Here is a 23,717-nt window from a genome sequence, read left to right on the forward strand (position 1 = left end):
CGTTAGGCATCCGTCCGGGGCTTCCCCGGGTCGCAGGCCGGCGGCGCCACCTCGGATACCCACGACAGCTTCAGGAGATAGTAGCACTCCTCCCGGGCCATGTGATCTGCCATCAGGGGGCTCATCGTGCCGAGCACCTCATGGCGGAGCTCCATCTCCTCCAGCTCCTTCAGGAAGCTCAGGAACAAGGCCATCTCCAGCTCCACCTGCTGATTGAACCGGCCAAGCGCCGGGAAATCCTTCAGGTTCGTCCGCATGAAACCGGCCAGCTCCACGGATTTGAGATAGAACTGCTCGAAGGCTTCGTTGAACGCTTCACCGGTCTCCTTCCATTTCTTCTCCGCAGGGTCCGCCATGTCACGGACCGCAGCCGCATGGCCCGAAGCATCCAGCAGCCAGTGCAGATGGAGCTGGACCGGGTCCAGCAGCGTCGGAATCCGGCCGGAAGCGAGAGACTGGGCGATCCGCAGAAATTTCTCCACTTCGTTCACCATATGGTTCATGAAGCTGGGAGGAAGCGCAAGCTTGATGGCGCCGGTCAGCTGCCGCCGGATCAGATGCAGCTTGAAGGCCCGAAGCTCCGCTCCCTTATGCAGCGAAGTCTGCGCCAATCCCATCCACTCGGCATTGCCCATCTCCATCCGGCTCAGCTCCAGCAGTCCGTCGAATGCCTGAATGAAGCCCCTGGCCCGGTGAATCTCCGCCTGCTCCGACGGCGCCAACGAGTCATGGATGAACCGGGCATGGTCTCCCAGCACCTGCAGCCAGAACCGGAGCTCAAAAGCCGATGCCTCGGCGTAATTCGCATAATTCATCTTGTTCATATCTGTTCCTCCCCAATGGCGGTATCCTGCGCTACACCCACGATATGTGCATCCGCCCAGATTGGTGAGTTCCGGCTCTCAACTTTCAAGCAGCAACAAAAAAGGCCCTCCGTCTTGATACGACGGAGAAGCCTATTCGAGCCTGCGTAGTGGTAGGGTCCTGCGATGAATGCTGCCTGTCATCCCCTGTATCCTCCTAGGGTTCCTTAGAACGGAATGCAGGGCTGTTGAAGCAGCTTGCGGAAAATTCCTTTAATGCGCTTTGCCACGATCGAGTCCTCCCTAAATCTAAATGGCTCCGGTCTTCCGGTCTTTCTGAAGGGACGTCGGCGTCCCCTGTAAGAGAATACCACAAAAAAGGCCGCTTATGGCGGCTTTTTCGTAATTGTTAATGAATTTTTTTTGTAAAGTCAAATGGCAGCGGTTTCACTCTCTTTCCCTTGCCCGGCTAGGCCCGAAGCCAACCGCAACCGCTCCAGCCGGGCGTTCCCTGCCCCATACAAGGCCGGAACCGTCAAGGACAGCGCCGCTATAACCCCAAACAGCACCGAACCGTTCCACACGGAGAGCATAATGCCTCCGAGCCAAGGTCCGATGGAATGGCCCAAATTCGAAAAGGATTGAGCCCCGTAGTACGTGCCTCTCAGGTTTGAAGGAGCCAAGCTGTCGATGAGCAGATTGGTAGAAGGGAAGGTCAGGATCTCGCCGAAGGTGAACACCACCATCGCGAGAATGAACAGCACACGGCCGTCCGCCAAGGCATAGCCGAGATTGCCCAGAGCATACATGACGCTGCCGACCGTAATGGCGACCAGCGGCGTCCGCCGTTCGATGAACCGGGTGATCGGCACCTGGCAGACGATAACCACCACCGCGTTGACGCTCATCAGGATGGAGAAGAGTCCGATCCCTCCGTTCAGTCCTTTGTCGTCGATGTATTGGGACAGGGACGGGCCCATCTGCGAATACCCGATGCTGGCCAGAATGCCTCCCGCCAGATACCAGCGCAGCACCACATCCCGCCGGATCACGTTCCAAGCGGAGCCCACCGTGACCTGCTCCTTCTTCTCCCCTTCGATCCGGCTGATGCCGAAGCGGTTCAACAGCATCAGGAGCACCGCCGCATAGATCAGATAGATGCCTCCCGTAATGAGAAAAGGCAGCCGTCCGGACATCATGCCGAACCATGCGCCCAGAAGCGGCCCAACGGCCACGCCGATATTAATGCAGGTGTACCGGAGCGAGAACACCCGGAAGCGTTTCTCCTTGGGCGTCAGGTCCGCCATCAGCGCCTGGGAGACCGGCTCGTAGAAGGAGCGGCATAAGCCGTTCAGTACGTTCAAGGCCAGGAACATCCAAGTGGCTGTGGCCAGTCCGAAGCCGATGAACATGAGCCCCCAGACATACAGAGCGGCCATCATGACCCGCTTGCGACCGAAGCGGTCGGACAGAGCCCCTCCGAAGAAGCCGCCTATGGTGCCTGCCAGAGGCCCCGCCCCGATTACGGCCCCGATGGTCATGGTGCTCATATCCGTGTGATTCGACAGATACAGAGCGAGAAAAGGCATGCTCATGGAGGAAGCGGCCCGTGCCAGGATCGTTCCTAACAGAATAGAATGGACAATGGGATGGTGCTCGGCGGCGAAGTCCCGTAGGGAATGGAGCTTCCGCTGCACGAAGCCCGGGAAGGAAAAGGAAGGTTTCATCGATGTCGGCACTCCTCATCCCGCGGTAAAGCGTCAAAGTCATGGTGCAACCAATTGACCGCAGGTTATATTATCATGCCATTATAACGGATTCCTCCCTTTTTGCCTACCATATGTTTCCAACCCGCTCCTTGCTACCATTTCCGGAGTGTGATCATCTGATAGACGGGCCGCCGGTCTCCGACGATCCGCAGCTTGTCCAGCTTCAGCTGGGAGGAACCGTCCCCGTCCAGGAATATGCCGTCAAGCAGCTTCCCGGGCGCAATCTTCTCCTTGACGGCGTCCCGGAAGGCCTCGCCTGTGCAGGGCGTGGTCGTAACCAGGAGCCAGATCCGGCCTTCCTTGTCGTACACCATACCGGAACGCAGCCGGTTTTCCTCCATGGCGGGGAATTCCTCGGACAGGGCCTGCGCCTTCCAGCTGTTCTCATTGGCCAGCCCCATGCTGACCCCGCCTTGGGCCCAGTACCGGCCCCGGTCCGTAACCTTAAGCTCGTCGGCCGCCTCAGCGACCTGTACGCTGAGCTTGCCCGTCACTCCGTCCCATACCAGCGTTCCCCGAGCCCGGTCCGTGTTGTACCAGCCCGAGCCGTAATCCCCGGGAGCACCTTTGACCGGTTGATCGTTGAGAACGGCAATGCTGAGCAGCTGCCCTTCCCAGAAAAATCCTCCGTTGATGCCGTTATCCGGCGTATCCGTCACATTGCTCTGGATTGCCGTCAAGCCGATATTGCCGGGCAGGGTGTCGATGGTGTGCAGCTCAACGCCGTTGGAGGCCTTAAGCAGCCGGTAACCGTGATGGCCGCCGGCCAACACGCCCTTTTTTCCCGGGGCCTCCGGTGCGAACAGCCAGACGGTGCAGGTAAAGAATAGAAGGACAACCGCTCCTAGCAAGGGCCAAGGAAGCCCTGGGGCCGGACCATTCCTGGTTATATCCCGGGAAATAAACTGGATTCTCATACGGGCTCCACCTCTAATAACCGGATGGCAAATCTCTTAATCTACTTCCAATATATCAGGTTTCAGAGAAAATATTCCATATGATTTCCGGTTACACTAAAGCCTTCGGTTTGCCTGTAGCGGCCTCGAACGAAAAGTTGTGGCTGCGGAAACGTTTTGCACATGCGCATCTTTTCACGTCCGGGGCAAAACTGTTTCTCTAGACCCACACGGGAACGGTCGGGTAAGATAGGTACAGCTCAAAATTGCTTGGAGGCCTACATTTTGGAAACCTATGAGAAGTTAAAAGAAAGTGAAAAAGGCGCCTGGGTCAGCATCGCCGCCTATATTCTGCTCTCCATGCTCAAGGTGGCCGCAGGGTTCCTCGCCTCGTCCAAGGCGCTCATGGCGGACGGCTTCAATAACATCACCGATATCATCGCGTCTTTGGCTGTTCTGATCGGCCTGAAGATTTCCCGGAAGCCTCCGGATGAGGATCATCCCTATGGACATTTCCGCGCCGAGACGATCAGCGCGCTTATCGCCTCCTTCATCATGGCGACCGTGTCGATCCAAGTGCTGTTCCAAGCCGCAGAATCCTTGTGGAGAGGCACCTACGAATCGCCGGAGCTGTGGGCGGCATGGACCGCGCTGGGCTCTGCAGGAGTGATGCTCGGGGTTTACGTATATAACAAGCGGCTGTCCGAAAGGTCCGGCAGCGAAGCGCTGTCGGCTGCTGCCAAGGACAACTGGTCCGATGCCATGGTCAGCTTGGGCGTCGTCGTAGGCGTCATCGGCTCCAGGCTGGGTATGCCATGGCTGGACCCGCTGGCGGCACTGGTCGTCGGACTCATGATCGGGAGAACCGCATGGGAGATTTTCCGCAGCGCCTCCCACAGTCTGACTGACGGGTTCGACGAGCGGAAGCTGGAGGCTCTCCGCAAGACGGCGGCGTCCACCCCCGGTGTCCGCGACATCAAGGACATCAAGGCGCGGATCCACGGCAGCAACATCCTGGTGGATATGGTTATTCTGGTCGATCCGCACCTGAGCGTGGCCGAGAGTCACGACATCTCCGACGAGATCGAGAAGCGGATGCTGAAGAAGCATAAGGTGTACAACGCCCACGTGCATGTGGAGCCCGATCATGAAGAGGAGCAGGAACGGACCTTCGTCTGACCGCTGCCCGCCATATACAAGAGCCTCGCTTCCGGTTGCGCCGGCCGCGAGGCTCTTCCTGTTTCAGGCATGCGCCTGCTGCTTGGTTCGGTGATCCTGTCTCATCTGTTCCCGCTCGTCCTCACTGATCTTAGGGCAGGTATAGCAGTAGCCGTGGCCCGTGTCGGTCTTGTAAGCCAAACAGCAAGAGCCCTTCAGCCTTACCTGCACCTCTGGATTCTGAAGGCTCTCCACCAGCCTGAATTTGATCTGGAACGGATTGCGGGACCGGCCGAACACCTGGGGCTCCAGACGGTTCACCACGAGATCGGCCAGCTCCTCCAGCCGGTTGCGTCGTTCTCCGTCGGGGACCATTCCCCTCCACTGGTCCAGGATGTAGTACAATCCCGTGGCCATCAACCCCCACACGCTTCCGGCCGGAACACCTCCGGCTGCTGCCACTGCCTCCACCACGGGACGAATTTGGGTGGAATAGTAAGCCGACAGCGCTTCGTGAACCGCATCCGGCCATTCGGCATCGACTACCGGTCGGGCTTGTAACTCTCCGGGATTTAGCCTGAAGGACAAGGCCGCCCCCCTCGGCGTCCGGCACATCTGCAGCGACAGCCGCTCAAGCCGCAGATCCAGCTCTACGCCGTCATGCCACAGCCCGTATAGATACGCCGCGCCTAACCGTCCCAGCCAGGAAGCGAAGTAGGTGGACGCCACATCGGGAGATAAAGCCTTGATCTCAGGTGCGTAAGCACGGACGAAGCCCGCCGCTCCCTCCGGACGGGTCAAGTCCTCCAAGCCGCACTCGTATAGAAGCTCCGGAGCCGAACTCGTGGTCACATAGTAATTTTGCTCGTAAAAAGTCAGGTCAATGAGGGCAGGCACAGCGGACATCGGGCACCTCCAAAAGGGGATATATGTTGTATTATGAGAATGATTATCATTATCATGTTGTTCATTCCAATGATATCCACTTCGCCTGCTCCTGTCAATGCCGATTCACGAGTCCCATCAAAAAACGAAGCCTCCCGATCACGATGCCGGGAGGCTTCTTCATTCAGCTTACTTGACGAATTTCTTGGCTTTCTCCAACGCTTCATCCTCCGTCGCACCGGTCACATACCGGCCGTTGATGAAGATGAAAGCGCTCCGGGCACAGGGGCCGCAGTAGGATTTGCAGCCTACCTTGACCTCCGCTTCAGGGTCCAGCTTCTGCAGCTTGGGCAGAAGGGTTTTCACACGGATGTGCTTGCACTTGTCGCAGATTTGAATCTTATTCTTCGACATTAGTGGTCTCCGTGGTTTCCTTTGGACGGGTTCGTAATGCTGAAGCCTTCCTGCGGCACGTAGAAATAATCGATCCGGATGCCGTCCAGAAGCGGTTCGCTCTTATCGAGGAGCACCGTGATGCCCTTGTCGGTTTCGACGACCGCATCATTCTCCTTCGCCGTATCCAGGTCCATGCCGTAGTGGGCGTGGTCGCCGTGCTTGTGGGTGACGAACACCCGCAGCTTCAGCTCCTTGTTTTCTTCCTTATCGAGTTCTTCCTGAATTTTTTTTGCCGCATTGCGGGAAACCTTGCAGATCATCGCATCGACATCTCCTTCTTGGCTTGGCTGTTGCCTTCTTCCCATTGTATATGAAAAGGGATTTTCGAAGCAAATGAACCGGACAACGAGTCCGGGATCCCTCCGCTAGGCCCCCAGCACCGCTTCGATCTCCGCCAGATCCTCGGTGGACAGCTTGACGCCGGACGCTTTCACATTCTCGTCCACCTGCTCGGGCCGGGACGCCCCAATGATGCAGCTCGAGATGTTGTCGAGCCGGAGAATCCACGCCAGCGCCAGCTGCGCCAGGCTGATTCCGTTTCGCTCGGCGATGGGGGCCAGCCGGGCTACCTTCTCCAGATTGGAATCGGTCAGATAGCGCTGGATGAAGTTGACCGAGCCGGGGTCGGTTGCGCGCGAGCCCTCCGGAAGCGGCGCACCCGGCTTATATTTGCCGGTCAGCACGCCTTGGGCCAGAGGCGAGAAGACAATCTGGCCGATGCCCAGTTCCCGGGAAACGGGAACGACGTCTTTTTCAATATAGCGGTTGATCATATTGTAGACGGGCTGGTTCGATACCAGCTTGTCCAGATTCAGGTCCTTGGCCAGATGCCCCGCCTCCTGCAGCTGCAGGGCGGACCATTCGCTGACGCCCAGATAGAGCACCTTCCCTTGGGTCACCAGATCGTCGAGGGCGCGCAGCGTCTCCTCCATCGGAACCTCCGGATCGAACCGGTGGCACTGGTACAGATCGACGTAATCCAGCTTCATGCGCTTCAGGCTGGCCTCGCACTGTTCGATGATATGCTTGCGCGACAAGCCCCGCTGGTTCGGCTTCTCGCCCATGGGGAAGAACACCTTGGTCGCCACCACGTAGCTGTCGCGGCTGTACTTCTTCAAGGCCTTGCCCATGATCTCCTCCGCCGCGCCGCGGTGGTACACATTGGCCGTGTCGAAAAAATTAATGCCCAGCTCATAAGCCCGGTCAATCACGGCGGCGGAACGCTCCTCATCCACGTAACCTCCGTACGTCAACCAGCTGCCCAGCGAGATCTCGCTGACCTTCAATCCGCTTCTTCCCAAACGACGATATTCCATCCCGGGTTCCTCCTTCGTTAATGGCGGCCGTTCGCAGGTTCTCCCACCATCTTGCCCAAATCTATTGCCATTGTAACCAACATTGTGTAAGGTTGGAAGTAGTGAATTATTTTAAACATTATGATCGTGACGGTAGTTACTAACCTACAGGTAAGTGCCGATCATCCGAATGGAGGACTCTTAATGGCCGAATCCAATACCGTCCCCGCATCCGCGACCCGCGGGAACAGCGCCAACTACATCCCGAAGCAGCCCATCCACATCGAATGCTCCATTGAGAAGACTCTGAACGTCGTCGGCGGCAAGTGGTCCTTTCTCGTCCTCCGCGAGCTGTTCTGCGGCACTAGGCGGTTCGGGGAGCTCCAGCGCGCCATCGCCGGCATCAGCCCCAAGGCCCTGACCGATACGCTCCGCCATCTGGAGGAGCAGGGCGTACTGGAGCGCCATGCCTTCGCCACCGTACCCGTCACGGTCGAATACCGGCTTACTCCCAAGGGGGAAGACCTGCATCAGATCCTGAAGGAGATGAAGCTCTGGGCGGCGAAGTGGACCTAGCAGCCCAATCGTGACAATATCTGCCTTTTCCGCTACAATGACGGTATGTCCGCCAGCGGACCAACACCCTTAGGAGGGATACGCCCGACCTATGATTTCCTTTTACAAACGATACTACAAGACCGTCTTCGACATCGCCCTGATTCTGGTCACGATCTATCTGTTCATGCTCTTGTTCAGCTATCTGTACCGGATCGCCACACCGATCTTCCTGGCGTTCGTCATCTTCGCCGCCATCGAGCCCTTGGCCAAGGTCCTGAACCGTCGGGGGATGAAGAAATCGGCCGCCACGGCCATCTCCATGCTGCTCTTCATCATCGTCATCCTGGCTGTTCTGATCGGTCTCGGCGTCATCTTCGTGTCCCAGATCAGCAGCATCATGAACCAGATCCCGTATTATACGAGCAAGCTGCAGGATCAGATTGCCCTGAACGCCAATTACTATCAGGACAAGTGGGACAACCTTCCCCCGGATCTTGCCGACCGCATCAAGGAGTACGGCACCAAGGCCGCCCAATATGCCTCCCAATTTACCCAATGGGTGCTCGGCATGATGCTGGGCTGGCTGACCTCCTTCACGGCCTTCATCGCCAACTTCCTGGCCGGCATCATTCTCGCCTACTTCCTGAGCGTAGAGATCGACACCTGGAAGCGGCTCAGCAAGGAGCATACGCCTTCCACCTTCAAGACGGCCTTCCTGTTCCTGAAGGATAATGTACTGCTCGGAATCGGAACCTATCTGAAGGCCCAGATGAAGCTGGTTTCCATAACGGGAGTGACGGTATTCGCGGGACTCCTGATCTTCGGGGTGAAGAACGCATTCTCCGTCTCCCTCTTAAGCGCCCTGTTCGACGTGCTGCCCCTGCTGGGGATCTCCACCTTCTTCCTGCCGTGGATCGTCTACCTGCTGATCGTGGGCCAGACCGTTCTCGCCATCAAGATCTCCATCCTGACCGCCATCGTGCTGCTGGTGCGCCAGATCCTGGAGCCGAAGATTACGGGTGACTCCTTGGGCGTATCCGCGTTCACCATGCTCTCGTTCATGATCATCTCCCTGTCGCTGTTCGGGGTGGCCGGCTTGATCCTGTCTCCGGTGCTCATCATTACCATCAAAGCGCTGCACGAGCAGGGCTATCTGAAGCGCTGGATCCGCCTTCCCGAGGACGAATACAAGCCCGAGATCATCGAATAAGCCGGAACTAAACCGTTTGAAGCTCATATTGAATAGGAGGCCGTACCCATGCCCATCGATTTCAGTCAGATCCGAGTCGGCCAAGTGCTGCAGATCGCTCCCTCCGACAAGACCTGGAAGCTGTTCCTGGAGCGCCAGGGCTATTACGTGGGACAGAACGTCCAAGTGACGGAGATCAGCGAGCCCATTCCCTCCTTCAACCCCAGAACCGGCGGAGAGGAAATCTACCTGGCCGTCACCGTGACGAACGGCGGTCGCCCCCTGCAGTTCGACGTCCGGGAATCCGAGGGGTATACGTCGCAATATTTTGCCTAAGGAAAGAAGGTTCCTCTCATGACGACCATCCGGATTCGAGAGTTTACCATGGATGATTACGACGCCGCTTACCGCCTGTGGGCTGCCACCCCGGGCATGGGCCTGAGCGAGGCTGACGAGCCCGACGCCCTCCGGCGCTATCTGAGCCGAAACCCCGGTCTCAGCTTCGTAGCGGTCGAGGAGAACGGAGATCTGGCCGGCACCGTGCTGTGCGGGCATGACGGACGCCGCGGCTTCCTCTACCACCTGGCCGTGCGGACGGACCTCCGCGGCAGGGGCACCGGAGATACGCTGGTGACCGCCGCTCTCGAAGGGCTGCGCCGGGAGAACATCGTCAAGTGCCACATCATGGTCCTGATGGACAATGCCGTCGGCCAGCGCTTCTGGGAGAAGATCGGCTGGCTGAAGCGCCCGAACTTATTCCTCTACTCCTCCAATGTACGGCCGGAGCAGACTGGCTCCTCTCGCGATTGTCCGTGCTAAGCCGGACAGAACCGAAGCCTCCAACCCCTCGAACAGAGGGAATGGGGGCTTTTTTTGATGCATGAAAATCCGGTTGACACCATGCCTATCCCCCTCCTATAATTGCATTGTTGAATTGTTCACTACATGAACCATACATCAAGTGAATTATATTCCCAAAGAAAGGAGGCTGCCTATTGGACAGCACGAAGTTAGACTCGCTAATCCGCCGATATGAAGAGGTCTATATGTTTGCCACCCGCAAAATCTCGTCCATGATTACCGATCTGGTCAGCAAGGATCTGACGATGGAGCAGTATTACGTGCTTCACTTCCTGGACAAATGCGGCAGCTGTGCGTCCTCCGAGCTGGCGGACCACTTCGGCGTCAACCGCAGTGCCATTACCGCCATGATCGACCGGCTGGACACCAAGGGCTATGTCCGGAGAGTCAAGCACGGAGACGACCGGCGCATGGTATACCTCGAGATTACGGAGGACGGCGAGCAGATCCGCGGGATCGTCGAGGAGAAGATCCGTCAGCTGGTCGAGTCTTATCTACAGGAGCTGGGAGAAGAGGATCTGGAGAATTTCGTACGGATCTATGAGAGAATCGCCAACATCATTGCGGAGAAAAACGGAGGCGTATAAAAGATGAGAACCATACTGAAAACCCGATGGCTGGTCATGACGCTCTGGATTGCCGTCGTCGCCGTTCTGGTGGCCACCGCGCCCAATATGGGCGTTCTGGTTCGGGAGAAGGGCCAGATCAAGATTCCGGACGGCTACCCGTCCACCCTTGCGGCACAGCTGCAGGAGAATCATGCGACGAAGCATGATGACGAGCTGTCGTTCGTGCTGGTGTTCCATAATCCGGGCGGATTGGCCGACAAGGACAAGTCGGAGGCCGCCAAGGCCATCCAGCTCCTGAAGGACAACAAGGATAAGCTGGGTGTGGCAGGCGTAACGTCCGTCGTCGACAACAAGGAGCTGGAGAGCCAATTGGTCGCCAAGGACGGCAAGACCATGCTGGCCCTGGTTCAGGTCAAGAAGCTGGACCGCGACGTTGCGGAGATTCGCGAGGATCTGGACGCCGCCTTGAAGGAAGTCCCTGTGGAGCATTATCTGACGGGCTCCAACCTGATCGACGAAGATTTGGTGCTGAGCTCCGAGAAGGGCTTGAAGCGGACCGAGTATATCACTGTCGTCTTCATTCTGCTGGTCTTGATACTCGTCTTCCGCTCCGTCGTCGCTCCGGTCATTCCCCTCTTGACCGTCGGCATCTCGTACATCGCCAGCCAGTCCGTCGTAGCCTTCCTGGTGGACCGACTGAACTTCCCGCTGTCGAACTTTACACAGATCTTCCTGGTAGCGGTGCTGTTCGGCATCGGAACCGACTACTGCATCCTGCTCCTGAGCCGCTTTAAGGAAGAGATGGTGAAGAGTCCGGACCGGATCGGCGATGCCATCATCCGAACCTATTCCACTGCCGGCAAGACCGTGTTCTTCAGCGCTCTGGCCGCCTTGGTCGGCTTCGCCTCCATCGGGCTGGCCACCTTCAAGCTGTACCAGTCCGCATCGGCAGTAGCCATCGGCGTCGCGGTGCTGCTGGCCGCGCTGTTCACTGTCGTTCCCTTCTTCATGTATGTCCTGGGCCCCAAGCTGTTCTGGCCGTCCAAGGCGTCCATGGAGCACCACGAGAGCAAGATGTTCGAAGCGACAGGCCGCTTCTCCCTGAAGCGTCCCGCGGTGGCGCTCCTGTTCGTGGCCGTCATCGTGGCCCCGCTCCTGATCTCCTACAAGGGCAACCTGTCCTTTAATTCACTGAACGAGCTGAGCGACGACTACACGTCCGTGAAGGGCTTCAACATCGTCGCCGACAGCTTCGGCCCCGGGGAAGCCATGACCACCAAGGTGGTGCTGGAGACCGGCCAGACGCTGGATAACGACGCCGCATACGCCGCTATGGAAAAAATCACCCGGGAGCTGCTCCAAACCCCGGGCGTCGCCAAAGTCCGCAGCCTGACCCGCCCTCTCGGCGAAGAGATGAAGGACTTTGCGGTGGCCAACCAGGCCAAAACGCTGGAATCCGGCCTGGGCCAAGGCTCCGACGGACTCCAGACCATCAAGAACGGCCTGGCGGATGCCAGCAAGTCTCTTACCTCTTCGGCTCCCGAGCTGGAGAAGGCTACCGGCGGCATTCAGGAGCTGGTGAACGGAACCAACCAGCTGAAGAACGGTGTGGATGAGCTGAAGAACGGCCTCTCCCGCATCGAATCCGGCGTCCGCAGCGGCTCTATGGGAGCCGGAGACCTGAAGAACGGCATCGCCGAGATCCGCCGCAATGCCGCCTTGCTGGCGGATTCCTCCCAGAAGCTGCTGGCCGGATACCGCAGTGTAGAGGGCGGGCTGCAGCAGATCAGCACCCAGTACAGCTCCATCGAGGCGGGACTGACCCAATCCGCGGCAGCCTTGAAGGGATTGGACCGCAGCTTCGCCGCTCTCACCGAGAAGTATCCGGAGCTGGCGAAGGAAGCGGATTTCCAGATCATCAAGGGTACCGTAGAGCAGACGCGTACGGGCCTGAATCAGCTGGAGGACGGCTTGAAGAAGCTGAACGCAGAGCTGGCCAAGGCTCAAGCGGGTCTGGCCCAGACTACCCGGGGCTTCGCCCAGGCGGCAGCGGGTCAAGCGGCCTTGGCGGAAGGCCTGAACCAGGCGGAAGCCGGTGCGGCCTCCCTGGCGAGCGGATTGACCGCAGCTGCTGACGGCCAGAGCCAAGTGATCGGCAAGCTGCCCGCCATGAAGGAAGGCTTGGGCCAGTTGGCTGACGGGCAGACTTCTCTCTTGAACGGCTTCTCCTCCTTGGGAGGCCAGATGAAGCAGCTGACGGACGGCTTAAGCCAGAGTGCCAACGGCCTGGGCCAGATCCAAGAGGGCCTGACCTCCGCCCGCGGTTACCTGAAGGAGCTTTCGGCTGCGCCGGATCAACAGACCTCGGGCTGGTTCCTGCCGAAGCAGGCTTCCTCCAACGAGCAGTTCAAGCAGGTCTTGAACAACTATCTGTCCGGGGACCGCAAGCTGGCCAGCTTCGATATCGTGCTGAAGCATAACCCGTACTCCACCGAAGCCTTGGCGTCCATGAAAGACATTCAGCATGCGGTAGAGATAGCGGCACAAGGCACCGTTCTGGCGGATGCCAAGATCGGCATCGGCGGCGTCTCGTCCATCCACGCGGACTTGCAGGACATCTCCAACGCCGACTACAAGCGTACGGTGGTCCTGATGCTGGCAGGCATTGCCTTGATCCTGATCCTGCTGCTTCGCTCCATTGTAATGCCGCTCTACCTGATCGTGTCCCTCCTGCTCTGCTACTTCGCCGCCATGTCCATCAACGAGCTGGTCTTCGTGGACATCATGGGCTATACGGGAACCAGCTGGACCATTCCCTTCTTCGGGTTCGTGATCCTGATGGCCCTGGGCGTGGACTACAGCATCTTCCTGATGGACCGGTTCAGCGAGCATAAGGATGAACCCGTAGAGCAAGCGATCTTGACCGCTATGAAAAACATGGGCACCGTCATCGTATCCGCCATGGTCATCCTGGCCGGCACCTTCGCGGCTATGTATCCGTCCGGCGTCATGTCGCTGCTCCAGATCGCCACCGTGACTCTGTCCGGCCTGATCCTGTACGCGCTCTTGTTCCTGCAGTTCTTCGTACCCGTTATGGTTCGGCTGTTCGGCCGCGGCAACTGGTGGCCGTTCATGCCGAAGAAGGCGGAGCACCGGGATTCAGAGCAAGACAGCCTATCCGCTTAACATGACAAAGGCAGCTTGCCAGAAGCCCTCGGGCTATCGGCAAGCTGCCTTTTTGTCATGATCAGGGTGGAGGCGGGGCATCCTTAAAGTACCGGTTTTCCATTCGTCCCGCAAACCACCCTGCCAGAAGAATCGTGACGGCGATATCATCGATGGGCATGAAGGGCATCACGTCGGGCAGCACCCAATACAGTGCAGCCGGTACCGCGAACAGCAGCTTCTCCCCGATCGGCACCCGGGGGGAACGAAGCAGCCGCCAGACCCGGGGAACGATCGTCATCCATCTTCTCCACCTCGAAGGCTTTCCCATCCCGTATCCCCTCTCCTATGCTTGATCTCTTCGCACCGTCCTTTGTCCGGCAGTTCTAGTGTAAGTGAAGAGGCCCGGTTTTAGCCAGCAAATCGGGATCTTTTCACAAACTTCTTTCATTTGCCCGGAGAGGAAATATGCTATAATGGGACGATAAGAGAGAAAAGAACATTTCGGTTGGGATAGTTAGGAGAGAACACATCATGACCAAACGTTTTGAAAACCAAGTCTTCATCTTCGCCGCCATGCTGTTGGCCGTCGGAGACGTGCTTGCGCTGCTTCTGTTCACCTTCTTCGGGACCATGGAGCACCAGATGGACTCGGGCTTCCGGGAGATCTGGAACATTACCCTGCCCTTCATCATCGCCTGGCTGCTGGCCGGCCTCTTAACGGGCGCCTATCGGAGCAAAGCCTATGCCGCCATGTCCCAAGCCGCTTCCTCCACCTTGAAGACAGCCGTCCTGGGGATGCCGATCGGCCTTCTGCTCCGCTGGTTCCTCTACGACAAGCCGGCAACCTGGACCTTCGTAATCGTCGCCTTCGTCTTCGTCCTGTTGTTCCTCCTGCTGTGGCGCTGGGCCTTCACCTGGCTGATCCGCAATATCTGAACCGGCGTACCGCCTGAATAGGCTACCCCTTCAACCCCTCGAGCATGATGGGTGCCGTCTCTTCATAGACGGCATCGAACTGGCCGAGGGGTATTGGATTTACGCCGAAGCCCGCCTCCACCGTAAATCCCGGCCTCCGGTACTCCTGAATGAACCAGTCCTTATACCCCGCATCGCTGCCCGACAGCTTCACCGGCACGTACCCGCTGACCTTGGCGAACCGGTCTGCCCAGACCAGCGCCTCCGGCGGCTCCAGGTCCCGGTAGTTCCAATAGATCTCCCGGCCTTGCATATGGAAGGCAATGACCAGCTGCAGGTCCCGGCTTCTCGTCCAGTCCGCCAGCGCCCTCGCCTCGGGCTCCGTCAGCGGAGCCGCGCCGGTGAAGTCTCTCGGACCCGGTCCCCCCACATCCCTGCGGTCCCGCTCAGTTTCCCAGTAAGCCGGGAACTGGTCGTTCAGATCCACCCCCCGAATGTTCGCTTTCCAGCCGCTGTAGTCCGTTCGGCCGCCATTCCACAGACAGACCTGCTCCGAGTAACCGCCTCCCTCCTCCGCCCCGCGGATGGACAATTCCACCCCGTCGGGATTAACCAGCGGCATCACATATAAGGTGGTGCTCTCGAGCCATTCCGCCACCGGCTCTCCCCGGTATACTCCGCCTGCTCCGTTCAGGGCTTCCGCCACCTCATTGAGAAACCGGACCAGGAGCATCCCCGTCATCCATTCATTCCCGTGCATGGCGCCGTTGTAGTGGATCTCCCGCTTCCCCGTGCCGATGCGGAAGACTCCCAGCTCCCTTCCCAAGACACTGTCTCCGATCCGTTCATACCCGATAGACGGATAGCGGGACAAGAGAATCCGCTTTGCCTCCTCCCATTCCCGATAGCCGAACGGCCGGGATGGATTCACGGCAGGCTGCCGATCCGGTGCGGACCATGTCATGGTTCATCGCCTCCTCCTTGGAATGTGCTAGAAGGTATATGCCCGGCTGCAAAAAAAAGAACCCTTCGATTCCCGAAGAGTTCCATGTATTAAGGTATAGCGCTTCCTCCGGTTCCCAGCTCCAAGTGCAAGGTCCATTCCCACGTCTCCCCGGGCAAGACCGTCTGTGACGTACCGTTCAAGCAGGCCCGGTCCAAGCTGTCGTAATACCCGATGGACGGCTCCAGCGCAACGGCATTCCGGTCATTGAACATGCCCTCGTCGATCCAGATTCCCAGATAAGGAACCCGTCTGGGATCGACCTTGAAACCGAGCCAATCCCCGCTTCTGTCGCCCATCAGGCTGCACCATCCGTCACTATGGATGCCTTGGACATAATACTTCCTTGCATCTCCCGTCTTCCGGTCCGGAACCGTTGACTCTCCGGTCCATTCATAGGAATTCCCTGCAGTTCTGGTAGCTCCCCCGAACACACACAGCACCTTCTGCACCGAAGCCGGCAGGATGACCCTCATCGGCTCGGGAACCGCGAATTGGGGGTGAGGCACCCAGAGAAAAGAAAATGGCTCGCGGCCGTGATTGTAAGCCGAGTAATCCATTCGAATGGCGTTCGCAGCGGTGAAGGTAAGAGTGCGTGTCAAACGGTAGGGTAAGCTCCGGCCGTTCACCCAACAGGAGAGCGAGCCTCCGACGATGGAATACCCCCAAGGCGCGGACCAGACCTCCCCATGGTCGGGGATTCCGCTGAGCCCCTCCTTACCCGCCCGACAGGGATCGATGGAAGGGAAGCATTCGTCCCAGCCGCTCATGTCACCCATGCCAAAAGTCGAACCGGGAGCGGAAGGAAGGAGTTCCCTCCCTCCTGCATCTAGCAGCCACTCCCTGCCTGTAGGCTTATACAGCATGGAGACGATCTTCCCGCCGATCCCGGGGACAAGTTCTACCCGGATCTCATCCGATTCCATGATGACGGACGGTTGCTCCCTGTACCGGGATATTCTTGTACTTATATCCAGGTTATTCATGCTTTCTTTACTTTTGACTGGCCAAGAAAGCAGCGGCCTGCTTCTCCACCTCGGCTTTGACTTTGTCGATTCCAGCCGCTTTCAGCTTACTGTCCAGCGTGGTGAACGCTTCATCCACGCTCTTCACCGCTCCGAAGTAGATCGGTTGGGCATATTGGGTGGAGACATTCTTCATATTGGCTACTTCTGTCTTAATCGTATCGGAGTTAAAAGTGAAGCCCAGATACGGATACGGAACCAAGTACTCCTTAATCTTATTGTTCAGGGCAATGTAAGTGTCCGTCCACGTTGCCATCGGTTTGAACAAATCCTTATTCACGAACCAGAACCCTGCCGCATCCGGGGGATACGTATTCGTTTCGTTGGTAACCCCGTTAGGAAGTCCAATTTTTCCGTCGCTTGTAACCACGTAGTTCTTCCCTTCGACCCCGAAGTAGATCAAGTTCACATAGGACGGATCCTCCATGATCAGGTCCAGCGCCTCCAGAGCGCGTTCTTTATTCTTCGTATGAGCCGATAGAGCGATCCCGTTGTTGACCCAGCTTGTTTGGCCCGCATGTCCGGAAGGGTAGAGCATCGGCTTGATATAGACTTCGATCCCCTTCTCCTTGGCGGAAGTGATGACGGAGGCCATATCAATGGAGTTACCGAAGGCGATGCTTGTTTTTCCGGTAACGAAGTTATCCTTGGAACGTACCTTGTTCGCATAAGGATTTTTGTTAATATAGCCCTTATCGTACCAATCCTTCATCACACCTGCGGCATACTTTTGGGCACTCAGGAAGGGCTCCTCCAGCATGCTGTAGATTTTGCCGTTCGGATCATCGTTGTTGAATACAATGCCCTGTGCCAGCGGATCACCGGAATCGATGGGGGCTCCCGGCCAGCCCACCTTCTCATTTAACAAGTGCTGGTATGGGGTCGGCAGATCATACTGAGACTCCAGGTTAAGGGGGATCATATCCGGGAAGCTCTTCTTGGCTTCGGCCAGATACGGCTCGATCTCGGAGAATTTCTTGATCTCCTTCAAGCCGGCTTTGTCCATGATATCCTTCCGGAATACCGCCACATTTACCTTACGGTCCGGAGTTGAGGTCGGAATCATGAACACATTTCCGTTAACCTTGGCCGCTCTCAAAGCAGCAGCAGGCAGCTTCTCCATATGCTTCGGCATGTAGGTCTTTAACAGCTTCTCATCCAGCTTCATGAAGCCGCCTTTGGTCGCTTCCGATACATAGAAGTTCCAGTCCGCAGCGAAGATAAAGTCAAAGTCGCCGCCCGAAGCAAGCAGAAGAGGATATTTGGAAGCCACATCGCCCCATCCGATATAATTGATCTCCACGGTTGCATTAATATCCTTTTTCAACTTGGCGTTCAAGGCCTCCATGACGGCCGGCATCCCCTTAGGCGCCTCACCAAGGAGATACCCCACCAGCTTGACTTCCTTGGAATGGTCGCTGCTGCTTGGCGCAGCCGAATTCGCTGCAGCCGTCTGGCCTGCAGTCGCCACCGGGGATGGGCTTGAATCCTCCTTATCGGAGGAGCAAGCGGACAAGACCATCGAAGTCAAGAACACGGCAGGAATCGTAAGGCGGGTAATCATTTTGAATCCGTTCAACACAGAGACCTCCCTTAGAATGATGGTAGATTTGTATATGTAATCCCCTTGCGGGTGATTTACCGTGGTCGGTTATCCTTTGACGGCACCGATCGTCACCCCTTTGACGAAGTACTTCTGGACGAACGGGAACACGAGGGCAATCGGCAGGGTGGTGATGACCGTTAGTGCGAGCTTGAAGGTCTCTTTGGGATCACTCGTCGTTACGTGCTGCGCGAAGGTGGAGGACAGATTGATCGAGGAAAGCATTTTGTAGAGAAGGTACTGCAGGGTGACATATCGCTCCTTGTCCGTGAACATCATGGCTGTCCACCAGTCGTTCCAATAAGCCAGGGCGGTGAACAGACCGATGGAGGCTAATGCAGGCTTGCTGAGCGGCAGGATCATCTGGAAGAAAATCCGGAAGTCGCCTGCCCCATCCATTCTGGCGGACTCGACCAGAGGCTCAGGAATACTTCCGTTAATGAAGCTCCTAAGAATGAGTACATACATGACATTGAACATCGGAACCAGGAGGAGGACCAAGTAAGTGTTCTTCATATGGAGAGAGTTGCTTAACCACAAGTAATACGGGGCCAGCCCGCCGTTGAACAGCGTCGTGAAGAAGAGGAAGAAGGCCATTGCATTCCGGTACTTCACTTCCTTCCGATACAGCACATACGCCGCCATGGTTGAGATCAAGAGGGAGACGGCTGTTCCAACCACCGTAATCAGAACGGTCAAGGTGAAGGAATGGAGCACATCCTCCGGATATCGGAAGATAAAACGGTAAGCCTGGAGCGAGAACGAGCGGGGCCAGAACCAATACCCGTCCTTCAAGACGGAGGCTTCGGAAGAGAAGGAGCCTGATACCATGACGACAAAAGGAAGAAGGCAAAAAAACGAAATGAGGCAAACGGCCGTATACGAAGTCACCTGAAACAATAAATCCTGCTTGGATATCCGGATCTTGGAATGGGCTTCCATACGAATCCTCACTTTCTGTAGTTGATTTAGAATAAGGCATGATCCGGCTCATAACGCTTGACCCAATAATTCGCGGTCAGGATAATCACCAAAGTGAGGATGGATTGGTAGAAGCCGACGGAAGAGGCCATTCCGAAGTCCAAGGTGCCGACCAGAGAACGGAACACCAAGGTATCGATGATATCCGTAGCATCCATCAGGGACCCGTTATTCCCGATCAATTGATAGAACATATCAAACTCTCCCCGCATAATCCGTCCAAGTCCCAGCAGAAGGAGAATGACCATAGTCGGCTTGAGAAGAGGAAGCGTAATTCTGGTAATCCTCTGGAACCGGCTGGCTCCGTCGATGGTCGCCGCTTCATAGATCTCCTGATCAATTCCGACAATCGCCGCCAGATACAAGACGCTGCCGAAGCCCACCCACTTCCATACGTACATCAAGGGAAGAATGAAGTACCAGTAAGAGCTGTTGGAGTAGACGTCGATCACCTGCATGCCGAAGCGCTCCAGCAAGCGGTTGATGATGCCGTACTCATAATTCAGGAAATTATAGATGAAGGCCGAAACGGTCACCCAGGAGATGAAATAGGGGAGAAACATCAGGGTCTGGGAAACCTTCTTGAACCACTTGGTGAGAATCTCGGAGATGAACACGGCTGCGGTGATCGAGAAGAAGGTATAGGCTCCCAGAAAAACGGCGTTGTACAGAATCGTATTCCGTGTGACCAGCCACGCCTTGCCGGAGGTGAAGAAGTATTCAAAGTTATCCCAGCCGTTCCACGGGCTCATGAAGATCCCATCCCGGTAGTTAAATTCTTTAAAGGCCATCACCACTCCGGCCATCGGGATATACGCAAAAACGATAAAGAACGCCGCGATTGGTACAAACATCAGGTACAACGGCCAACGAACTCGCAGTTCTCGAATGACTCCCACGCCTGTTTCCCTCCATCCATGTCTTTAGAAGCTCTGTCTTGTCTAACCAAATCATACAGGGATGGGCAGGGAGTCCATACATGAAAAACCTACGATATTCTTCGAAATGCTAATCCCCCGGGTGGTAGGGCACGCGAACCGTTACGCGGGTGCCTTCTCCGGGAACGCTGCAGTACTTCAAGCCGTACGACGGTCCGTATGCGAGCTGCAGGCGTTCTTGAATGTTCCGTACGCCGTACCCGCTTCCCTTGCTTGTAGAGGCGGGCCGGGCTTCGAAGATATGCCGGACATGCTCCAGATCCATACCGACACCGTTATCGGCCACCTCGATCAGAATATCTCCCTCCTCCATCCACGCTGAGAGACACAGGGTCCCCTTCTCCGTATCCTTCTCCATAATTCCGTGAAGGATTGCATTTTCTACAAGCGGCTGAAGCAAAATCTTGGGTACCCTACATTCGTAAAGAGTCCGCGAGACTTCGATTCGGAGCTCGACTCCCCCCCCGAAGCGCCTATTCTGGATTCGGACGTAGGCCTCCACATGCTGGAGTTCATTCCCCAAGGTGACGATCTCATTCCCGTTGGAGAGGCTGAGCTTGTAGAATCTAGCGAGCTCCTCCACAACGTGGGAGATATCGGAATTCCCCGACTTAATCGCCATAACATTAATCAAATCCAGCGTGTTATACAGAAAGTGGGGATTGATCTGCGCCTGCAGGGCCTGCAGCTCCTTGTTCTTCACCTCTCTGCCCAGCAGATAAGTCTCATCCATCAGATGGGTGATATTCTGAGACATCACATTAAAATTGCGTGCCAGCTCCCCGATCTCGTCCTCGCTGATTGGCAGTGGAGCCACCGGAAAGCGGCCATTCTTGATCTGCCGGACATGGGTAATCAACTGGAGTATCCGCTTCGTCGCCCTGTGGGTAACGATAAAGGATACCGGCAGCATGAGGGGAACAATCATGAGGAAGATCATGACAATCCGATTCCGGTCTCTGTTGCTGGTAGCAAGAATATCCGAATAGGGAACCAGGATTGCCGCTGTCATATCGGTATGCCGGACGTCCTGTATCCCGATCAGATAGCGGCTGCCGTCCAAGGCATATTGCTCGTTCCAATAGTTGGTGGATTCGGAAGACCTATAAGCCTGGATCATGGACCCGACCTGATCTGACAAGAACGGGAAGCGATCGGTGGAGCTCAATACAACGCCACGGGTATTGAAAAGAAAGGTATAAGTACCCGGGGTTAACCTTGCATGTTCCATCACATTGCGGATCCCGTCATACTTGACACGCGCCCTCACGATTCCGTCGAACGCTTGAAGATTATGGGGGTTCGGGATCTTGCGGAGCACACTGATTTCCCTGGAGTCCCGCTTCCCCTCCTGCGGCTCCAGTTCTACCGACGGTAACCAGGTGAACGCCGTACCGGATTCCGCGAACCGCCTGAACCACTCTTCATTCTCCACCCTCCCCATATTCAGAAATTCGGAGTCTTCCGTGGCTCCGGCTAAGCCTTGCTTCATATAGAGCTGTACGGAATCGATATCTTCGTTGTACCGGAACTGATTCACCAGCATAGACAGTCTTAGGGCATCCATATGCCACAGGTTTACATCCATATACGGCGCCGAGTCAGCCACCACATTCTCGTGCACCAAGTTATTGAAGGCGATGAAATTTAGCACCTCGGAGATCGCCTGGGTCTTATACTCCAAGTAGGAGTTGGTCTCCTCCAGAATCTTGCGGGCCAGATAGATCGCGTTGGTCTTGTTCTCCTCGCGGCTGGAATGGATGTTGATGAACAGGAGCAGCAGGAATGGCAGCAGGATTACCAGGACATAGGAAGCCAGCAGTTTGTAGCGGATGCTGACATTCTTAAGAGAGATAGGCTTGTTCATCCTTAACCTCCCCACCTGTCCCGGTATTCGCTGGGAGTCATTCCCTCATATCGCTTGAAGAAGGTTGTGAAATAATTGGCATCCGCAAAACCGAGCCGCGTCGCCACCTCATACAGCTTCATATCCGGCTCCCGAAGCAGCTCCTTCGCCTTCTCCAGCTTGGTTTCCGTTATGAACTCCTTGATCGTCTGGCCTCGCTGCTTCTTGAAGTAGGAACAGAGGTAATTCTCGCTCAGCTTCACATGCTTCGCTATAGCCGGGATGCCGAAGCCCTTCTCATGAAAATGGGCATGGGTGAATCGGATGATCTCCCGTATTTTCCCACTTCCCGCCATGCCCTCTTCGGCAGGAGTGTCAAAGGACTCCACAGAGGACAGCAGGTACGCTTCGAGCAGATCCAGACTCGGCAGCCGGTCCAGTTCCTTCCAGATATACCGGCGTTCCACATTGTCGGCATCCTCCGCCACACCAAGCTGCACAGCCGTATCCGTGACGGCCAGGAGCATCTGGAAGTAAGTGTCCTTCACCCGTGGGATATCCAGATCACGGGCAGCTCTGGCTCTGGCCGTCCAACGGCGAATCGTTTCCTTCACGCCCTGGATGTCGCCCTTGCGCAGTCCGTCCCGGAGACGACGAATTTTATCCCAGTCCGTTTGGAGCGGACTTCCGCTTTTTCCCATATCACTGGCGAAGACGGGGGATTGGCCATCGGTATAGAAATGATAGGCGGTTGCATTCCAAGCCTGCCGGTAAGCGCGAGGGATCTCCATTAGCTCCGCCGCAGGTTCTCCGAGCCCGAGCCGCAGATCGATCATGGGCCCTGCCATCTTTTTCAGTTCATCCTGCAGATCCTCTACCCACTTCCTGCCCGTCTGGTAAGCGCTGCCGAAGGAACCGGGAAATATCAGGACCAGATAGTTGTTATCATCGAAGCCTGCCAATACCTGATGTCTCTGGAGCCTGGGATGCTGTCCGATGAGGTCCAGCATTCGTTCCTGAACCATAACCGGATTCTCCGGGTGATCAGGAGGGCTCCAATAAAGCGAGGCTACCGCCACACTGTAGGGCCCTCGGGGCGGAAGGAGGAAGGTGTCGGTATTCCGCAGAGCCTGAAGCGTATGCCCGCCGGAAGGATTGGAGATCAACCGCTTGACCATCTCCTGTCTCAGAACAGACAGGCTGCGGTCTAATTCCGCTTCCCTGACCCTCGCGTTCAAGGATGTCCTTCGCTCTTCCCTTCGAAGCGCCACGGCTTCCTCCACGGTCCGGCGTACTTCATCCAGATTGATCGGCTTCTCCAGGTATGATAACGCTTTCAAATGAATGGCGGATTTCAGATACTCCTTATCGGAGAATCCGCTTAAGAAGATGATCTGACTGCTAGGGTCCTCCCGCCGGTAAGCTGTTGCAAATTCGATCCCGTTCATCTTGGGCATTCGAACATCACAGAGTATGATGTCGGGACACAGCTCCTTGGCCACAGCAAGAGCCATGATCCCGTTCTTGGCGGCTGCTACCTCGGAAATCCCGATCTCCTCCCATGCAACAAATTGCTGCAGCAGGTCTCGGGTCTGGCACTCATCATCTATGATCAACAATTTCATACAGAATGCCTCCTTCCTCTCCGTATCGGATATCCGTTTCCATTCCAATAAGATCGATAAAGAGGAGTCCGTCAGGACGAACCCCTCTTCCTTCATACCTATGGCCAAGATATCCCTATAAATATAGCATCTCCCATTCGGGAAACCAATTGATGATATACGGATACAGATGGA

The 23,717-nt window shown here is 56.5% G+C and carries 23 protein-coding genes; 8 read left to right on the plus strand and 15 right to left on the minus strand.

Features of this window, described 5'->3' with window-relative positions:
• Positions 1-2 precede the first annotated feature (2 nt).
• From ACSEXW_RS19785 to ACSEXW_RS19795, 3 genes are all read right to left on the minus strand, one after another.
• Positions 3-824: a DUF2935 domain-containing protein gene (locus ACSEXW_RS19785; RefSeq protein ID WP_438447902.1), complete on the minus strand. Its 822-nt coding sequence runs from the start codon at positions 822-824 to the stop codon at positions 3-5.
• Positions 825-1,234: 410 nt separating this feature from the next.
• Positions 1,235-2,530, minus strand: a complete 1,296-nt coding sequence (locus tag ACSEXW_RS19790; RefSeq protein ID WP_438447903.1) for an MDR family MFS transporter — start codon at positions 2,528-2,530, stop codon at positions 1,235-1,237.
• 134 nt (positions 2,531-2,664) lie between these two features.
• A complete protein-coding gene (locus tag ACSEXW_RS19795; RefSeq protein WP_438447904.1) occupies positions 2,665-3,489 on the minus strand; it encodes a hypothetical protein in 825 nt (274 codons plus the stop codon).
• Positions 3,490-3,753: 264 nt separating this feature from the next.
• Between ACSEXW_RS19795 and ACSEXW_RS19800 the strand changes: the two genes are divergently transcribed.
• Positions 3,754-4,647: a cation diffusion facilitator family transporter gene (locus ACSEXW_RS19800; RefSeq protein ID WP_438447905.1), complete on the plus strand. Its 894-nt coding sequence runs from the start codon at positions 3,754-3,756 to the stop codon at positions 4,645-4,647.
• Positions 4,648-4,710: 63 nt separating this feature from the next.
• Here the strand turns inward: ACSEXW_RS19800 and ACSEXW_RS19805 are convergent, their stop codons facing one another.
• The 4 genes from ACSEXW_RS19805 to ACSEXW_RS19820 form a co-directional block, all read right to left on the minus strand.
• A complete protein-coding gene (locus ACSEXW_RS19805) occupies positions 4,711-5,532 on the minus strand; it encodes a (2Fe-2S)-binding protein (protein WP_438447906.1) in 822 nt (273 codons plus the stop codon).
• A gap of 168 nt (positions 5,533-5,700) precedes the next feature.
• Positions 5,701-5,925 carry a YuzB family protein gene (locus ACSEXW_RS19810; RefSeq protein ID WP_438447907.1) on the minus strand — a complete coding sequence of 75 codons (225 nt, stop codon included), beginning with the start codon at positions 5,923-5,925 and terminating at the stop codon, positions 5,701-5,703.
• Positions 5,925-6,227 carry a HesB/IscA family protein gene (locus ACSEXW_RS19815; RefSeq protein WP_438447908.1) on the minus strand — a complete coding sequence of 101 codons (303 nt, stop codon included), beginning with the start codon at positions 6,225-6,227 and terminating at the stop codon, positions 5,925-5,927. The genes ACSEXW_RS19810 and ACSEXW_RS19815 overlap by 1 nt, the downstream gene beginning before the upstream one ends.
• 105 nt (positions 6,228-6,332) lie before the next feature.
• On the minus strand, positions 6,333-7,283 hold the full coding sequence (locus ACSEXW_RS19820) for an aldo/keto reductase family protein (RefSeq protein WP_438447909.1): 951 nt from the start codon (positions 7,281-7,283) through the stop codon (positions 6,333-6,335).
• A 183-nt stretch (positions 7,284-7,466) separates the two neighbouring features.
• Between ACSEXW_RS19820 and ACSEXW_RS19825 the strand changes: the two genes are divergently transcribed.
• From ACSEXW_RS19825 to ACSEXW_RS19850, 6 genes are all read left to right on the plus strand, one after another.
• Positions 7,467-7,838, plus strand: a complete 372-nt coding sequence (locus ACSEXW_RS19825; protein ID WP_438447910.1) for a winged helix-turn-helix transcriptional regulator — start codon at positions 7,467-7,469, stop codon at positions 7,836-7,838.
• A 91-nt stretch (positions 7,839-7,929) separates the two neighbouring features.
• On the plus strand, positions 7,930-9,030 hold the full coding sequence (ytvI, locus tag ACSEXW_RS19830; RefSeq protein WP_438447911.1) for a sporulation integral membrane protein YtvI: 1,101 nt from the start codon (positions 7,930-7,932) through the stop codon (positions 9,028-9,030).
• Between the two features lie 48 nt (positions 9,031-9,078).
• Entirely contained in the window at positions 9,079-9,345 is a 267-nt protein-coding gene (locus ACSEXW_RS19835; protein ID WP_438447912.1) for a hypothetical protein, read from the plus strand.
• 18 nt (positions 9,346-9,363) lie between these two features.
• On the plus strand, positions 9,364-9,828 hold the full coding sequence (locus ACSEXW_RS19840) for a GNAT family N-acetyltransferase (protein ID WP_438447913.1): 465 nt from the start codon (positions 9,364-9,366) through the stop codon (positions 9,826-9,828).
• A 176-nt stretch (positions 9,829-10,004) separates the two neighbouring features.
• Complete coding sequence (locus ACSEXW_RS19845) at positions 10,005-10,457, plus strand: MarR family winged helix-turn-helix transcriptional regulator (protein ID WP_438447914.1); 453 nt, start codon at positions 10,005-10,007, stop codon at positions 10,455-10,457.
• Positions 10,458-10,460: 3 nt separating this feature from the next.
• Positions 10,461-13,625 (plus strand): MMPL family transporter, encoded by a 3,165-nt coding sequence (locus ACSEXW_RS19850; RefSeq protein ID WP_438447915.1) that lies wholly within the window; start codon positions 10,461-10,463, stop codon positions 13,623-13,625.
• 61 nt (positions 13,626-13,686) lie between these two features.
• On the opposite strand, the gene ACSEXW_RS19855 is transcribed toward ACSEXW_RS19850, so the two are convergent.
• Positions 13,687-13,905, minus strand: coding sequence for a hypothetical protein (locus ACSEXW_RS19855; protein ID WP_438447916.1), 219 nt, complete (start codon positions 13,903-13,905; stop codon positions 13,687-13,689).
• A gap of 233 nt (positions 13,906-14,138) precedes the next feature.
• Here ACSEXW_RS19855 and ACSEXW_RS19860 point away from each other — a divergent pair, with 233 nt between their 5' ends.
• Positions 14,139-14,543 carry a DUF3054 domain-containing protein gene (locus ACSEXW_RS19860; RefSeq protein ID WP_438447917.1) on the plus strand — a complete coding sequence of 135 codons (405 nt, stop codon included), beginning with the start codon at positions 14,139-14,141 and terminating at the stop codon, positions 14,541-14,543.
• Positions 14,544-14,565: 22 nt separating this feature from the next.
• Here ACSEXW_RS19860 and ACSEXW_RS19865 read toward each other — a convergent pair whose 3' ends face one another.
• The 7 genes from ACSEXW_RS19865 to ACSEXW_RS19895 all read right to left on the minus strand — a co-directional run bounded on the left by ACSEXW_RS19865 (position 14,566) and on the right by ACSEXW_RS19895 (position 23,543).
• The gene (locus ACSEXW_RS19865; protein ID WP_438447918.1) at positions 14,566-15,486 is read right to left on the minus strand and encodes a M14 family metallopeptidase; all 921 of its coding nucleotides are present in this window, start codon (positions 15,484-15,486) and stop codon (positions 14,566-14,568) included.
• 89 nt (positions 15,487-15,575) lie between these two features.
• Positions 15,576-16,451 carry an aldose epimerase family protein gene (locus tag ACSEXW_RS19870; protein WP_438447919.1) on the minus strand — a complete coding sequence of 292 codons (876 nt, stop codon included), beginning with the start codon at positions 16,449-16,451 and terminating at the stop codon, positions 15,576-15,578.
• Positions 16,452-16,518: 67 nt separating this feature from the next.
• Positions 16,519-18,129 (minus strand): ABC transporter substrate-binding protein, encoded by a 1,611-nt coding sequence (locus ACSEXW_RS19875; protein ID WP_438447920.1) that lies wholly within the window; start codon positions 18,127-18,129, stop codon positions 16,519-16,521.
• A gap of 72 nt (positions 18,130-18,201) precedes the next feature.
• Positions 18,202-19,095, minus strand: coding sequence for a carbohydrate ABC transporter permease (locus ACSEXW_RS19880; protein ID WP_438447921.1), 894 nt, complete (start codon positions 19,093-19,095; stop codon positions 18,202-18,204).
• Between the two features lie 26 nt (positions 19,096-19,121).
• A complete protein-coding gene (locus ACSEXW_RS19885; RefSeq protein ID WP_438448008.1) occupies positions 19,122-19,988 on the minus strand; it encodes an ABC transporter permease in 867 nt (288 codons plus the stop codon).
• A 154-nt stretch (positions 19,989-20,142) separates the two neighbouring features.
• Positions 20,143-21,939 (minus strand): cache domain-containing sensor histidine kinase, encoded by a 1,797-nt coding sequence (locus ACSEXW_RS19890; protein ID WP_438447922.1) that lies wholly within the window; start codon positions 21,937-21,939, stop codon positions 20,143-20,145.
• A 2-nt stretch (positions 21,940-21,941) separates the two neighbouring features.
• Positions 21,942-23,543, minus strand: a complete 1,602-nt coding sequence (locus tag ACSEXW_RS19895; RefSeq protein WP_438447923.1) for a helix-turn-helix domain-containing protein — start codon at positions 23,541-23,543, stop codon at positions 21,942-21,944.
• Between the last annotated feature and the right edge of the window lie 174 nt (positions 23,544-23,717).

The sequence above is a fragment of the Oryzibacillus soli genome (assembly GCF_051594765.1).
In the GTDB taxonomy this organism is placed as follows: domain Bacteria; phylum Bacillota; class Bacilli; order Paenibacillales; family NBRC-103111; genus Paenibacillus_AR.

Bases quoted from the DNA above. Each gene is read 5' to 3' on its own strand.
- ACSEXW_RS19890 (WP_438447922.1), bottom strand. From the start codon at position 21,939: ATGAACAAGCCTATCTCTCTTAAGAATGTCAGCATCCGCTACAAACTG.
- ACSEXW_RS19865 (WP_438447918.1), bottom strand. From the start codon at position 15,486: ATGACATGGTCCGCACCGGATCGGCAGCCTGCCGTGAATCCATCCCGG.
- ACSEXW_RS19820 (WP_438447909.1), bottom strand. From the start codon at position 7,283: ATGGAATATCGTCGTTTGGGAAGAAGCGGATTGAAGGTCAGCGAGATC.
- ACSEXW_RS19840 (WP_438447913.1), top strand. From the start codon at position 9,364: ATGACGACCATCCGGATTCGAGAGTTTACCATGGATGATTACGACGCC.
- ACSEXW_RS19860 (WP_438447917.1), top strand. From the start codon at position 14,139: ATGACCAAACGTTTTGAAAACCAAGTCTTCATCTTCGCCGCCATGCTG.
- ACSEXW_RS19810 (WP_438447907.1), bottom strand. From the start codon at position 5,925: ATGTCGAAGAATAAGATTCAAATCTGCGACAAGTGCAAGCACATCCGT.
- ACSEXW_RS19850 (WP_438447915.1), top strand. From the start codon at position 10,461: ATGAGAACCATACTGAAAACCCGATGGCTGGTCATGACGCTCTGGATT.
- ytvI (WP_438447911.1), top strand. From the start codon at position 7,930: ATGATTTCCTTTTACAAACGATACTACAAGACCGTCTTCGACATCGCC.
- ACSEXW_RS19885 (WP_438448008.1), bottom strand. From the start codon at position 19,988: ATGTTTGTACCAATCGCGGCGTTCTTTATCGTTTTTGCGTATATCCCG.
- ACSEXW_RS19825 (WP_438447910.1), top strand. From the start codon at position 7,467: ATGGCCGAATCCAATACCGTCCCCGCATCCGCGACCCGCGGGAACAGC.
- ACSEXW_RS19835 (WP_438447912.1), top strand. From the start codon at position 9,079: ATGCCCATCGATTTCAGTCAGATCCGAGTCGGCCAAGTGCTGCAGATC.
- ACSEXW_RS19855 (WP_438447916.1), bottom strand. From the start codon at position 13,905: ATGACGATCGTTCCCCGGGTCTGGCGGCTGCTTCGTTCCCCCCGGGTG.
- ACSEXW_RS19805 (WP_438447906.1), bottom strand. From the start codon at position 5,532: ATGTCCGCTGTGCCTGCCCTCATTGACCTGACTTTTTACGAGCAAAAT.
- ACSEXW_RS19790 (WP_438447903.1), bottom strand. From the start codon at position 2,530: ATGAAACCTTCCTTTTCCTTCCCGGGCTTCGTGCAGCGGAAGCTCCAT.
- ACSEXW_RS19815 (WP_438447908.1), bottom strand. From the start codon at position 6,227: ATGATCTGCAAGGTTTCCCGCAATGCGGCAAAAAAAATTCAGGAAGAA.
- ACSEXW_RS19880 (WP_438447921.1), bottom strand. From the start codon at position 19,095: ATGGAAGCCCATTCCAAGATCCGGATATCCAAGCAGGATTTATTGTTT.
- ACSEXW_RS19785 (WP_438447902.1), bottom strand. From the start codon at position 824: ATGAACAAGATGAATTATGCGAATTACGCCGAGGCATCGGCTTTTGAG.
- ACSEXW_RS19870 (WP_438447919.1), bottom strand. From the start codon at position 16,451: ATGGAATCGGATGAGATCCGGGTAGAACTTGTCCCCGGGATCGGCGGG.
- ACSEXW_RS19795 (WP_438447904.1), bottom strand. From the start codon at position 3,489: ATGAGAATCCAGTTTATTTCCCGGGATATAACCAGGAATGGTCCGGCC.
- ACSEXW_RS19895 (WP_438447923.1), bottom strand. From the start codon at position 23,543: ATGAAATTGTTGATCATAGATGATGAGTGCCAGACCCGAGACCTGCTG.